Origin of the sequence: Haloarchaeobius pelagicus (assembly GCF_051207375.1) — an archaeon.
Taxonomy (GTDB): Archaea; Halobacteriota; Halobacteria; order Halobacteriales; family Natrialbaceae; genus Haloarchaeobius.
Window position 1 is genome coordinate 184,316 of the sequence record NZ_JBPJZD010000001.1, and the last position, 13,536, is coordinate 197,851.

At 66.8% G+C, this 13,536-nt stretch carries 11 protein-coding genes; 5 read left to right on the top strand and 6 right to left on the bottom strand.

The features are described 5' to 3' along the window. Nucleotides 1-6: 6 nt before the first annotated feature. The 4 genes from ACSC1S_RS01060 to ACSC1S_RS01075 all read right to left on the bottom strand — a co-directional run bounded on the left by ACSC1S_RS01060 (nt 7) and on the right by ACSC1S_RS01075 (nt 4,954). Nucleotides 7-1,500 carry an LVIVD repeat-containing protein gene (locus ACSC1S_RS01060; protein ID WP_435362787.1) on the bottom strand — a complete coding sequence of 498 codons (1,494 nt, stop codon included), beginning with the start codon at nt 1,498-1,500 and terminating at the stop codon, nt 7-9. Nucleotides 1,501-1,568: 68 nt separating this feature from the next. Further along, complete coding sequence (locus ACSC1S_RS01065; protein WP_435362788.1) at nt 1,569-3,107, bottom strand: LVIVD repeat-containing protein; 1,539 nt, start codon at nt 3,105-3,107, stop codon at nt 1,569-1,571. 108 nt (nt 3,108-3,215) lie between these two features. Further along, a complete protein-coding gene (locus ACSC1S_RS01070; RefSeq protein WP_435362789.1) occupies nt 3,216-4,193 on the bottom strand; it encodes an ROK family protein in 978 nt (325 codons plus the stop codon). A gap of 80 nt (nt 4,194-4,273) precedes the next feature. Next, nucleotides 4,274-4,954 (bottom strand): TIGR00266 family protein, encoded by a 681-nt coding sequence (locus ACSC1S_RS01075; protein WP_435362790.1) that lies wholly within the window; start codon nt 4,952-4,954, stop codon nt 4,274-4,276. Between the two features lie 80 nt (nt 4,955-5,034). On the opposite strand from ACSC1S_RS01075, the gene ACSC1S_RS01080 reads away from it, so the two are divergent. Beyond that, complete coding sequence (locus ACSC1S_RS01080; RefSeq protein ID WP_435362791.1) at nt 5,035-5,451, top strand: hypothetical protein; 417 nt, start codon at nt 5,035-5,037, stop codon at nt 5,449-5,451. Here ACSC1S_RS01080 and ACSC1S_RS01085 read toward each other — a convergent pair. Then, nucleotides 5,432-5,878: a universal stress protein gene (locus tag ACSC1S_RS01085; protein WP_435362792.1), complete on the bottom strand. Its 447-nt coding sequence runs from the start codon at nt 5,876-5,878 to the stop codon at nt 5,432-5,434. The genes ACSC1S_RS01080 and ACSC1S_RS01085 overlap by 20 nt on opposite strands. A gap of 107 nt (nt 5,879-5,985) precedes the next feature. Here ACSC1S_RS01085 and ACSC1S_RS01090 point away from each other — a divergent pair, with 107 nt between their 5' ends. Both ACSC1S_RS01090 and ACSC1S_RS01095 read left to right on the top strand, forming a co-directional pair. Continuing rightward, entirely contained in the window at nt 5,986-6,726 is a 741-nt protein-coding gene (locus tag ACSC1S_RS01090; protein WP_435362793.1) for an SDR family NAD(P)-dependent oxidoreductase, read from the top strand. Between the two features lie 101 nt (nt 6,727-6,827). Further along, nucleotides 6,828-9,023 (top strand): PAS domain S-box protein, encoded by a 2,196-nt coding sequence (locus tag ACSC1S_RS01095; RefSeq protein WP_435362794.1) that lies wholly within the window; start codon nt 6,828-6,830, stop codon nt 9,021-9,023. 20 nt (nt 9,024-9,043) lie between these two features. On the opposite strand, the gene ACSC1S_RS01100 is transcribed toward ACSC1S_RS01095, so the two are convergent. Continuing rightward, nucleotides 9,044-9,607: an LURP-one-related family protein gene (locus ACSC1S_RS01100; RefSeq protein ID WP_435362795.1), complete on the bottom strand. Its 564-nt coding sequence runs from the start codon at nt 9,605-9,607 to the stop codon at nt 9,044-9,046. Nucleotides 9,608-9,747: 140 nt separating this feature from the next. On the opposite strand from ACSC1S_RS01100, the gene uvrA reads away from it, so the two are divergent. Next, the gene (uvrA, locus tag ACSC1S_RS01105) at nt 9,748-12,714 is read left to right on the top strand and encodes an excinuclease ABC subunit UvrA (RefSeq protein ID WP_435362796.1); all 2,967 of its coding nucleotides are present in this window, start codon (nt 9,748-9,750) and stop codon (nt 12,712-12,714) included. A 41-nt stretch (nt 12,715-12,755) separates the two neighbouring features. After that, nucleotides 12,756-13,478, top strand: coding sequence for an HNH endonuclease (locus ACSC1S_RS01110; protein ID WP_435362797.1), 723 nt, complete (start codon nt 12,756-12,758; stop codon nt 13,476-13,478). Nucleotides 13,479-13,536 lie beyond the last annotated feature (58 nt).

Sequence of the window (13,536 nt, forward strand, 5' to 3'; positions counted from 1 at the left end):
ACCGGGTTACTCCCGGTTGCGCTGGCGGAGGAGTCGTGCCCCGGCCAGCCCTGCACCGGCGAGCGTCGCGAGGATACCGAAGCCCGGCGTGGCGCTGGTCGACGCGTCGTCCTCGGTGGTCGCCGTCTCGGTCGCCGTGGCTGTCGGGGTCGGGGTCGCCGTCTCGGTCGCCGTGGGCGTCGGTTCCGTCCTGACGGTTGCCGTCTCGGTCGGGGTCGCCGTCTCCGGCCGGCTCTCGCCCCACCACACGTCGCTCGGCACCTCGTCCATCTCGCCGGCGGTGTCGGGGAACGTCACGAGGCCCTCGGAAGTGACGCCACCAACCTGGTGTCCGGAGGCCACGTAGAACTCGCCGTCGACCGCGGTCCGGGCGGTCCAGAACGCGTAGGTGTCGGGGTCGGCCCACCACGCGATGCGCTCGGGGTTCTCGGGGTCCGACACGTCGTGGACCGTCACGCCGCCCTGGTACCAGCTGGCGTACAGGCGGTCGCCCCGGATCTCGAAGTTGTGTGCGGTCGTCCACGTGCCGTTCCGGTAGGTGTTGCTCACCGAGTTCGGCGCGTCGATAGCCGACAGCTTCTGCGGGTTCGCGGGGTCGCTGATGTCGAAGAGTTCGAGGCCGGACGGGCCGCCCTCGTCGTCGTCCGGGTTGGTGTCCCAGGACTCGCCGCCTTCGACCATGATGCTGGCGTCGTCGTTCACCGTGACGTAGTGGTCGTTCCCGAGGGGCTCGAGGTACTTCGACTGGCTCAGCTCCTCGAGTTCGGCACGGGTGTAGTCACCCTTCCGACCGACGAAGGAGGGGTTCGCCGGGTCGCTCACGTCGACCAGGAACACGCCTGCGTCCCAGTAGGCGCAGTAGGCGGTGCCGTCCTGGACGTACAGGTCGTGGAGGACCGTGTTCGGGGGGATCTCGGCCCACTCGTCCGACCAGTCGCCGGGGTTCCACGTCGCGAGGCGCTCGAACGACGACCCGGAGACGTCGATGATGTCGAGGTCGTAGCCGCCGGTGAGGTACGCCACGCCGTCGACCAGGTGGGAGTTGTGGTTGCCGTGGCTGGGCGTCTCGAACCAGTCGCCGACCTGCTCGGGGTTGGCCGGGTCGGAGACGTCGAACACGAAGATGCCGCGGGGCCCGCCGTTCTGTGCGGCCGTCGGGACCAGCACGCGGTCGTTCTCGTACTTCACGTCGAGGACCTCCCGTACGCTGTCCCCGTCCGGGTCGGTGAGGCCGGCGGCGTCACCCAGTATCGAGAGGTCGCTCGGGTCGGAGATGTCGACGGAGACGAACCCGGAGCCGACCGCGACGTAGGCGACGGTGGCATCTTCGTTCACGACGGCCTCGGCCGCGCCGTCGAGTTCGATGCTGTCGAGGGGTTCGTAGCCGGCCTGCTGGTCGGTCGCGCCAGCTGCTGCACCGCCGAGCAGCGGGAGCGCGAGCGCACCGGCACCGGCTCGCAGCAGTGTCCGTCTATCGATTCGAGAGGGGGACTCGTCCATGGTCCGGGTGACCCCTGTAGAAAGATAAATCTGTCCGAACCCCTGTGAAAGATACTGATTTTCGACTGTCAGTCGTCCCGTCGGCGGCGGAACCGGGCCGCGCCGAGGCCGAGACCGGCGACGGTCGCGAGGATGCCGAAGCCGGGTGTGCTGCCTTCGCTGTCGGCCGCGGTCGCCGTGTCGGTGTTCGCCTGTGTCGTGGTCGTCTCCGGCGGGTCGCTGGTCGTCGGCTGGGCCGTCGTCTGTTCGGTCGTGGTCGGCTTGGCTGTCGTCGTGGTCGTCTGTGTCTCCTTGGCGACGTAGTCGGGCCAGTCGCTCTCGGTGACGATGCTCGTGTTCGACGGCGCAGTGAACACACCCGGTGGGTCCGCCATCTCACCGGCGGCGTCGGGGAACGTCATGAGGCCCACCGTGGTATCCTGGCCGGGACCCATGTTGCCGGCGACGAAGAAGTCGCGGTCGCCCGCGGCCTTCGCGCCCCAGAACTGCGTCGATTCGGGGTCGCGCCACCAGGTGATGCGCTCGGGGTTGGCGGGGTCCGAGACGTCGTGGATCATCACGCCGCCGTAGTACCAGCTGGTGTAGAGGCGACCGTCGCGCACGTCGAAGTTGTGGGAGGTGGTGAACTTGCCCTGGAAGCTCTCGTCCGGGGAGCCGGGGGCACGGATGGTCGTGAGCTCCGTGGGGTTGGCCTTGTCGCTGATATCCCAGACGTCGATACCGGAGGCACCACGGGTCTCGTCGTCGGGGTGCATGTCCCAGGACTCGGCACCGATATACAGCGTCTCCGCGGCGTCGTCGACCGTGACGTAGTGGTTGTTGCCCGGCGGCTGGATGCCGATGCGGCTGAAGTCCTCCTGTTTCAACTGGGCGAGCTTCGTGGCATCGAGGCCACCCAGCCGGGAGACGACCTCGGGGTTCTGCTTGTCCGAGATGTCGACGATGAACGTCCCGGCTTCCCAGTTCGCGAAGTAGGCGTAGTCGCCCTGCACGTACAGGTCGTGGAGGCTGCGGAGCCAGCCGTGGACGTCCTGCCACTTCTCGTCGTGGTCGATGATGCCGAACTCGGTGACCTCGGTGAAGCTGTCCCCGGTCACGTCGAAGATACGCATCGTCTCGTTGTCGAAGTCGCTCCGGGTGAGGTAGGCGTGGCCGTCGGCGAGGAACGAGTTGTGGATGGGGTGGTCGACCTTCTGCACCGCGAGCTGTTCCGGGTTCGCGGGGTCGGACACGTCGTACAGCAGGGCGGCCTTGACGAGCTTGTCGCGGCTCGGCCCGTTGGGACCGACCACGAGCAGGCGGTCGCCGTCGGCCTTCACGTCGGCGACCATCTGCATCGGGCCGTTCTCCGCGTCGGCGAGGAGGTCGCGCTGCTCGGCCACGACGGTCGGGCTGGCCGGGTCGGTCACGTCGACGGCGGCGAAGCCGCTGCCGGCGGCGACGTAGGCGGTCTTCCCGTCGTCGCTGACGGTCACTTCCTGGGTCCCGTCGACGGTGGCACTGCCGAGGGGGGCGTACGATTCGGTGGGGAGGGCGGTTGCGACAGAGCCGACCGCGCTCGCCGCGAGCACGCCGGCACCCGTTCGCAGGACGTCTCTGCGTCGCATACCGCCACGGACGATTTGTGCACCTGAAAAACTGCTGTAATGTAAGTCGCTGTTTGTGTTACGGGTTCACACGATTCGCGGGTGTCGAGCCTGTCGGTTCCCCGGTGGCTACCGCCGGAGCTTCGACCGGTCGCCGGTCCCCGCGGTCAGGGCGCTCGCCAGCGCGCCCTTGACGACGACGTCGTCGCCGAGGGTGGTCAGCTGGATGTCGGGGACGTTCGTCATCACCATCTCGCTGACGCGCTCGCGGATCGGGTCCATGACGAGCTCGGAGTTGTTGAGCGCGACCGCCCCGCCGATGTAGATGACGATGGGCGCGAACGAGTGGACGACGTTCGCGACGCCGATGGCGTTCCAGTGTGCGACCTGGTCGACGACGTGGTTAGCGAACTCGTCGTCGGACGCGTGTTCGAACACGTCCTTCGCGGAGAAGTCGGGGTCGTCGAGCGGAAGGTCGGTCTCGAATTCGGGGTCGTCTTCGGCGAGGAGGCGGGCGAATCGCGGGATGTTGTTCCCGGAACAGTACGCCTCCCAGTGGCCGTCCATGCCACAGCCACAGGTGAGCCGTCCCTGCGGGTCGACGACGTAGTGGCCGACCTCGCCAGCGTTGCCGTCCCAGCCACTGGCGATATTCCCGTCGATGCAGACACCCGCGCCGATACCCGAGGAGATGGTGATGTACACCATGTCGTCGGGGTTGCGGTCGGCGAAGAAGCGCTGGCCGATGCAGCCAGCGTTGGTGTCGTTGTGGAGGTGGACGCGATCGGAGTTGATGAGTTGTCCGATGGGCCCACTCAGGGGAACGCGCTCGACGGTATCGGGGAGGTTCGGTGGGGTTTCGAGGGTCCCCTCAGCGAGGTCGAGGGGGCCGGCCGCACCGATGCCGGCCGCAGTGACGTCCGTCGGCTCGACGCCGGCGTCCGCGCAGGCGCGACGGAGCGTGTCGAGGACCGCTTCGGTCACGTCGATGCCGGTCGGTCCCTGTGGCGTCTTCGTGCGATACGAGCCGATGATTCGCGCGTCGTCGTCGCCGACGACGGCTCGGACGTTCGTCGCGCCGAGGTCGACGCCCGCGTACGTGGCCATTGAATGGGAAACGGACGGGCGGACACTTAATTGGTTAGATTTACTCGCGATTGAGTACGGGAACCGGTATTGTTCTCGGCTCAGTTGCCAGACCGCGAGGGGAGCCGCGGGATGAGCCACGAGAGGAACGCGTCCTCGCTGCGGGTCTGGAGCCAGACGGTGCCGGGACCTTCGAAGTCGACGACGAGCCCTTCACCCGAGAACAGGGTGGACTTCAGGCCGCCGACGCGGCGGACGTCCCAGCTGGTCGTGCCCTCGAAGGCGACGATGTGGCCGGAGTCGATGGTGTAGCGCTCGCCCGCGGCGAGTTCGACCGGTTCGACCGCGCCGTAGCTGGACATGAACACGGGCCCCTCGCCCGTGAGCTCGAGGAGGAAGAAGCCCTCGCCGCCGAGGAAGGACTTCCCGCCGCCGAACTTCGTGTCCACGGAGAGCGACGGGTCAGAGGCGAGGTACGAGCCGGCCTGGACGTACAGCGTCTCGCCGGTCAGTTCGTGCGCGACCACGTCGCCGGGCAGGGCGGGCGCGAGGGTGACGTGCCCGGGCTGCTCCGCGGTGTAGGTGTTGCGGAAGAACGATTCGCCGCCGAGGACCGAGCGCTTGACGTTCTTGAACAGGCCGCCCTCGCCGCGGCTCGTGTTGATGCTCATGCCGTCTGTGTGCGAGACCAGTGCGCCGGCTTCGGCCATCAGGGACTCGCCGGTCGTGAGGTCGACGTCGAGCAGGGCGTAGGAGGGACGGTTTCGAATCTCGTATTCCATGGCGGAGTAATCGCTTCGCAGATATATCTCCCAACCGGTGTGTGCGACATCCTCAGGCGTGGCGAGGTACTACACGGTACATGGAACCGACAGAACTGACAGACGTCGAGATAGACGCGCTCCACCGGACGGAACTCGCCATGGAGTGGCTCCGACGGGCCCACGGACACCTGCTGGAGTTCCATCACGGCATCGGGCACGCTATGGACCACCTCGACGCCGCCGAGGAACTCCTTCGCGAGAGCGGACACGCCGACCTCGCGGACGAGATTCGTGACCAGCACCTCCCCCGGGGCGTCATCGACCGCGGCCCGACGCCGGAGGAGGGCGACCGCTGGTCGTACGACGTCGTGGAGACGTTCGAGGCCGGGTTCCTCGCGGACATGGTCGGCTTCGAGGCGCGAACCCGGGACGAGGTGGCCGGCGGGAAGCGACACGTCGCCGAACGCCGGCAGGAACGCGAGTGGCGCGAGCGGGCTAGTCGCGGACGAACGTGACCGGGCACGGGGCCGACAGCATCACTTCCTGGGCGGTCGAGCCGAAGACGGCCTTCCCGGTCGGCGAGCGCTTGCGACCCGCGACGTACACGCGGTCGGCGGAGACGGACTCGGCGACGTCGACGATGGCGCGGCCGTGGTCACCGACGGCACCTTTGACCGAGTAGTCGACCGCAGCGTCGTCGAGGTGGTTGGCGAGGTCGCGGATGGTCGCGTGCCGGCTCGCGACCTCGTCGGGGGTCGCGTCGTTCGGGTTCGCGAAGTCGAGGCGGTCGCGGGTGCTGTCGTACTCGTCCTCGGTGAAGGCGTGGGTCAGCACGACAGACGCACCGGTCGGGTCGGCGACTTCGACGACCGATTCTGCGAGTCGCTCTGTGCGGTCGCCGTCGCTCGGGCCGACGGCGAGCACGATGGTTTGAATCGTCATGGAACGTCGTGCTCGCCGGAGCCAGTAAAAACTTCTGGAAATTTACTCGGTTCTGAAGAAACTTCTTGGAACGACTCGTTATGGGGCTCCGGGGCCAACGCATCGACATGATTCGACCCGACCTCACCGACCAGGTCGCGCTCGTCACGGGGAGTGCGAAGGGCCTCGGCCGCGAGCTCCTCCTCGCCATCGCCGACTGCGGTGCCAGCGTCGCCGTCCACTACCGCACCAGCGGTGACGAGGCCGAGACGGTCGCCGAACTCGCTCGTGAGCGCGGCGCACCCGCCGTCACGACCGTCCAGGCCGACGTGACCGACCCCGACGACGTCGATGCCATGTTCGACGCCGTCGAGAGCGACCTCGGAAGCGTCGACGTCCTCGTGAACAACGTCGGCGCGTTCGCCCCCCGGCACTGGACCGACATCGACTACGGGACCTGGCAGACCGTCTTCCAGACCAACGTCGACGCCACCTTCCTGACCTGTCGGCGCGCCCTCCCCGCCATGCGTGAGCAGGCGTACGGCCGCATCGTCAACGTCGGCTACGCGTCCAGCGAGAAGGGACTCGTCAACCCGAAGAACGCGCCGTACTTCATGGCCAAGGCTGGCGTCCTGATGTTCACCCGGATGCTCGCCGCCGACACCCAGGACGACGGCATCACGGTCAACGCCATCTCGCCCTACGTCATCGAGAACTCCGACGAGTTCCCCGACGAACTCCCGCGGGGGAGAGCCGCCAGTTACGCCGACATGGAGCAGGCCATGCTGTTCTTCCTCGACGAGGACTCGGACTACATCAGTGGCGAGAACGTCGAGGTCGACGGGGGCTGGCTGCCCGAGAAGGTGTAGGCCACCCACCACGACGACGCAACCACACCGGTGGTAGTTTTCACCCGAACCGGAGTCAGTTTCATGTGTACCCACCCCCATCGTTGGGGTGACACGACGTAATGAGCGCGCGAACCGGGGTGCTATGGATCGAGGGGGCGACAGGGGAGTCGCCCCTGTCCGACCAGCCCGCGGTCCGCGTTCACGAGGTCGCCGACCGGGCCGAGGCGGCCGCCACACTCGCGTCGGCCCGGGTGGATTGCATCGTCTGTCCGCAGGCCCGTGAGGGTCTCGCCGGGCTCTCCCTGCTCGAACGACTCGGCACCTCGCACCCGAACGTCCCGAGCGTCCTGGTCTCCGAGACGCCCGACGACGACCTGGCGAGTGCGGTCGCGAGCGGTGCCATCACGGAGTACCTCCCGCTGGCCATCTGGGAGGACCCCGGCGCGCGCCTCGCGGACCGGGTCCACGCGCTCGCCGACACACACGACCCGACCCGACCCGACGAACGAACCCTTTCGGGGCTGCTCGCGACGGCACGGGAGCTGATGACGACGCGGGCACCCGCCGACATCGCGAGCGTCGTCGCCGCCGCCGCGAGCGAGATCCTCGAGTACGAGAGCGCGGCGGTCTGGCTCGTCGACGACCACGAGGAGGTGTTGCGACTCGCCGCTGGCTCGGACGTCGCGAACTACGGTGTGGGGTCGGGACCCGTCGGCTCGGTGTTCGAGTCCGGCGAACCGACCGTCCACGAGACCGACGAGGGGGCGACGATGTACTATCCGCTGGGCGACCACGGCGTCATGGCCGTCACCGCCGACAGCGTCCGGGCGATGGAGGACGCCGACGTCCAGCTCGCGGAGATACTCGCGGCCAACGCCTCCGCGGCGTTCGGCCGTGCCGCTCGCGAACAGGCGCTCGAACTCTACCAGACGGTCGTCGACAACGTCCGTGAGATGGTGTACGTCCTCGACGAGGACGGCCGGGTCGTCCTGGCTAGCCAGCAGATCGTCGACGCGGCAGGGTACGACCGTGACGAGATCGTCGGCGAACACGTCTCGAAGTTCTTCACACCCGACGGCCTCGAGAAGGGGACCAGGGTCATCACCGAGATGCTCGCCGAGGACGAACCCGGGAACCGGACCTACCGGACCGAGGCGATACAGGCCGACGGGACGACGATTCCCGTCGAGATAGAGCTCTCGCTGTTGCCGACCGGGAACGGCGAGTTCCGGGGGACCATCGGCGCGATTCGAGACATCTCCGACCTCGTCGAGACCGAAGAGCGCCTGGAACACGAGCGCGACCGCTTCCGGTCGCTGTTCCGGCACATCCCCGACCCGGTCGTCGACACCTGTTTCGAGGGCGGCGAACCCATCATCGAGGGGGTCAACCCGGCGTTCGAGCGCGTCTTCGGCCACGACGCGGCCGACGTCATCGGCTCGTCCGTCAACGACGTCCTCGTCCCGACCGGCGACGAGGCAGGCGGGCGCGAACTGGACCGCCAGACGCTGGAGGAGGCACCCACCTCGGCCGAGGTCCGACGCGAGACCGCGGACGGCGAGCGCTTCTTCCTGTTCCGTGGCATCCCCTACCGGGCCGGCGACCAGGAGACCCACGCGTTCGGCATCTACACCGACATCACCGACCAGCGCGACCGCGAGCGCCACCTGCAGGTGCTCCATCGGGTACTTCGCCACAACCTCCGGACCGACATGGGCGTCGTCATCGGCTACCTCGGCGAACTCGAGGGCGAGCTAGACGAGGAGAGTCAACTCGCGCTCATCGAGCGCGTCACCGACCGGGCAGAGGACGCCGCCCGGCTGGCCGACAAGGTCCACCAGCTCGAACAGGTCATCCGGCGCGACTCCGACCTGAACCCCGAGCCCATCGACGTCACCGAGCGCGTCGAACCGCTCGTCGACCGGGCCCGCGAGGTCGAGCCGGACGCGACCATCCGCTTCTCGAGCCCATCGGCCTGCGTCGCCTACGCGGACGAACGCCTCGACCTCGCGGTGGAGAACCTCATCGAGAACAGCATCGAGCACACGCCGAAGGACCGGCCGACCGTCGAGGTGACGGTCGACCGGACACCGGAGTACGTCGAGATCGGCGTCGCGGACGACGGTCCGGGCATCCCCGAACACGAGCGGGCGTTGCTCACCGGCGACCGCGACGTGACGCGGGTCGAGCACGGTGACGGGCTCGGCCTCTGGGTCGTCAACTGGGTGGCACGGTCGCTCGGCGGCGACGTGCGGTTCGGCGACCCCACTGAGGGGAGCGAGGTCGTGTTACGACTGCGACCGGACGATTCCTGAGCGACCGGGAGCGACCGGGCTCAGTTCCCTTCCAGCGCGTCGATGGCGATACCCGCGACGACCAGCGCCTCCTTCGGGGCGTCGCCGCTGTCGGTGATGTTCACCTCGTACTTGTCGGCCAGCGAGAGCTTGCCCTCGATGGTGCCCATCGATTTCCCGTCGGGCGACTCGATGGTGTACTTGTGCGGGAGGAAGCCCATCAGTGGGACCTGGTGGCGGAGGAACTCGAGCAGCGCCCCCTGCCCCTCTATCTTCGCGAGGACGCGGCCGTCCGGTGCCCGGACCTGCCACTTGTGCTGGAAGAAGGTGAAGTTCTTGTCGAGGATGGCGACCTCCTCACCGGTGCGCTCGTCGGTGATGGTGTAGTCGCCGGCGTGGTCCATGATGCCGCCGGCCTTGATGGTGAACACCGTCTCACCGTCGGGGGACTTGAACGGGAACTCCTCCTTGAGCTTGAAGCGCTTCTTCTTCGCCTTGAGCACCACGTTCCCCGCCTTGTCGAAGACGGTGTACTTGCTCCGGATGAGGCTCTGTTTGATGTCGTAGTGGTCGTCGCTGAGGTCGATGCCCGAAATCACACTCATGGCCTTTCGTTCCCCGGTATCGTATTTAAAACCTTACCCGTGTCTGGGTGGACTCTTTCCTGTCACCTCGCCGTCGCCTGTCCCCCACGCTCGTCCGGAACCGACACCCTAAGGATGGTACCGCCCTTGCCAACAACCGAATGACCAAGGAGTACATCGAGGTCAGGGGTGCCGAGGAGCACAACCTCAAGGACCTCGACGTGCGTATCCCCCGCGAGCAGTTCAACGTCGTCACCGGACTGTCGGGGTCGGGCAAGTCCTCGCTCGCGTTCGAGACGGTGTACGCCGAGGGCCAGCGCCGATACATCGAGTCGCTCTCTGCCTACGCGAGGAACTTCCTCGGGCAGATGGACAAACCGCAGGTCGAGACGGTCGAGGGCCTTTCCCCGGCGATCTCCATCGACCAGAAGAACGCGGCGAACAACCCGCGCTCGACGGTCGGGACCGTGACGGAACTCCACGACTACCTCCGCCTGCTGTACGCCCGCGTCGGCACGCCGCACTGTCCCGAGTGTGGCCGCGAGGTCGGCGAACAGTCCGCCCAGACGATGGTGTCGCGGCTGCTCGACCTACCTGACGGAACGAAGGCGATGATCGCCGCGCCGGTCGTCCGCGACCAGAAGGGCGCGTTCGAGGACCTGTTCGACGACCTCGTCTCCGAGGGCTATGCGAGGGTCGAGGTCGACGGCGAGCAGTACGACCTCACCATCGAGAAACCCGAACTCGACGAGAACTACGACCACACCATCGACGTCATCGTCGACCGCGTGAAGCTCTCGACGGAGTCCCGGGCGCGCATCGGCGACTCGGTCGAGACCGCGCTGGAGGAGGCCGAGGGGCTGCTGAAGGTCATCCTCCCCGACCCGCCGGAAGACGTGGACATCGGCGGCTCCGAATCCCGCTCGACCGGCGACCTGGCGGGTGAGGGCGACGACCGGCTCGTCCTCGAGTTCTCCGAGGATCTCGCCTGCACGCACTGCGGCATCGACTTCGCCGAGATAGAGACGCGCAGTTTCTCGTTCAACTCTCCCCATGGCGCGTGCCCGGAGTGTGAGGGTATCGGCGAGACGAAGGAGGTCTCGGAGGACCTCGTCGTCCTCGACGAGTCAAAGCCCATCAAGCACGCCTTCGAGCCGTGGAGCTACAACCGGTCGTACTACCGGACCCGGCTCGACAACGTCGCCGCTCACTTCGGCGTCTCGGTCGACACGCCGCTCGAGGACCTCGACGAGGACGTGAAACGGCAGTTCCTCTACGGCACCGACGAGGAGGTCGTGTTCAAGCGCCAGACGAAGAACGGTATCCGGCGCAAGGAGAAGCGCTTCGAGGGCATCATCCCGAACCTCGAACGCCGCTACGTCGAGACCGACTCGCAGGGCACCCGCGAACACATCGAGGACTACATGTCCGTCACCGAGTGCCCGGCGTGTGAGGGCACCCGCCTCAAGCCCGCCTCCCGGTCGGTGCTCATCGCCGACACCGCAATCACGGAGATAAACGGCATGAGCATCGGCGACGCGCTGGAACACTTCGAAGGGCTCGAAGCCCACCTGAACGAGCGCGAGACCCACATCGCCGAGGAGATCCTCAAGGAGATTCGTGCCCGCCTCGGCTTCATGACTGAGGTCGGCCTGGAGTACCTCACGCTGGACCGCGAAGCCTCCACACTTTCGGGTGGCGAGAGCCAGCGCATCCGCCTCGCGACCCAGATCGGGAGCGGTCTCGTCGGCGTCCTCTACGTCCTCGACGAGCCGAGCATCGGCCTGCACCAGCGCGACAACGACCGCCTCCTGAATACGCTCGAAGAGCTGCGCGACCTCGGGAACACCCTCATCGTCGTCGAACACGACGAGGAGACGATGCGCCGCGCCGACAACGTCATCGACATGGGCCCCGGTCCGGGCAAGCGCGGTGGCGAAGTCGTCGCACAGGGTGATGCGGACGACATCATGGAGACCGAGGGCTCCATCACCGGCGACTTCCTCGCCGGCCGCAAGCAGATTCCCGTACCCGCCACCCGGCGCACCGCCGACAGCTACCTCACCATCGAGGGGGCCCGCCAGCACAACCTCACGGACCTCGACGTGGACATCCCGATGGGCTGTTTCACCGCCATCACCGGCGTCTCCGGCTCCGGGAAGTCCACCCTGATGCACGACGTGCTGTACAAGAGCCTCGTTCGCCGGATGAACGACAACAAGTCGGTGAAACCCGGCGAGCACGACGACATCTCCGGCATCGACAACATCGAGACGGTCCGCCTCATCGACCAGTCGCCCATCGGTCGCACCCCGCGGTCGAACCCGGCGACCTACACCGGCGTCTTCGACTACATCCGCGAGCTGTTCGCCGAGACCAAGCTCTCGAAACAGCGCGGCTACAAGAAGGGCCGTTTCTCGTTCAACGTCAAGGGCGGCCGCTGTGAGGAATGTGGTGGGCAGGGTACCGTCAAGATCGAGATGAACTTCCTCTCGGACGTGTACGTCCCCTGTGAGGAGTGCGACGGGGCGCGCTACAACGACGCCACGCTCGACGTGACCTACAAGGGCGCGACCATCGCGGACGTGCTCGACATGAGCGTCGAGGAGGCGTACGACTTCTTCGAGTCCTCCTCGCGCATCCGCCGGAAGCTCAAGCTCCTCAAGGACGTGGGCCTGGACTACATGAAGCTCGGCCAGCCCTCGACCACCCTCTCGGGTGGGGAAGCCCAGCGCGTCAAGCTCGCCGAGGAGTTGGGCAAGCGTGACACCGGCAACACGCTCTACCTGCTGGACGAGCCGACGACCGGCCTGCATTCGGCCGACGAGAAGAAGCTCATCGACGTGCTCCACCGGCTGGTCGACAACGACAACACGGTCGTCGTCATCGAACACGAGCTCGACCTCGTGAAGAACGCCGACCACGTCATCGACCTCGGCCCCGAGGGCGGCGAGAAGGGCGGCCAGCTCGTCGGCGAGGGGACGCCCGAAGAACTCGCCCAACACGACGACTCCCACACCGGGCGCTACCTCCGCGACCTGCTTCCCAGCGTGGACCGCGAAGGCCCACGCGGCCAGCGCGTCGAACCCGAGACGCGCGAGATGGCAGCGCCGACCGACGACGACTGACTGCCCCAAGGTTTTCGAGCACCCGATCCGTCGGCTCCTTCATGACCACATGGCAGGCGCTCGTCAGGCGTGAACTCCGGCGATATCACGAACAGACGAACTGCCCGGTCCTCACCAGACAAGAGTTCCTCGACCAGGCCCGTCCAGCGTTCGAAAAAGCGTACCCGAACAACAACACGCCTGGGCAGAAGTTCAGCCAGATTATGCAACAACTCGAATCGCTTGGCGAGGTGTCCTTCGTCGATTACGCCGGTACCTACCGAATAGTGGACCTGAACGAGGACGACATCGCTGACGATGACGGTACAGAACCGAGCTACCAGACCAGCCAGTACCAGCAACCGTCGTACCGCGGTACCGAATACGAGACGACGACTACGACCCGGTCGATGCCGACCGCGTTCCGGACTGAGACACTGGGACATTACCGAAACACGGGTGTCCTCTCCGGCGTCGACGTTCCGGCGCTCCTCGACGTGGCCCACATCCTCCCGTGGAGCGAGTACGAAGACGAGCAACTGAACCCAGGGAACGTCATGCTTCTCTCAAAGACCCACCACGCCGCCTTCGACGCCGACCTGTTCACCCTCGACCGGAACCTCCGACTCTGGACTGCACCAGACTTCGACACCGAGAGCGACCTCCTCAGACAGACTCTTCTCGACCGTGAGGGCACGCGAATCTCCTGGCCGGAGACGGCTCCCGACGTGTCCGCACGACTCGCCGACCGGAACCGCACCCTCGACTGGGACGTGCCAGCCTGACCTTCAAATACGAAGCCGCGACCACTCTCGTCGTGCCCTGACCCTCACCGCGCGGCGG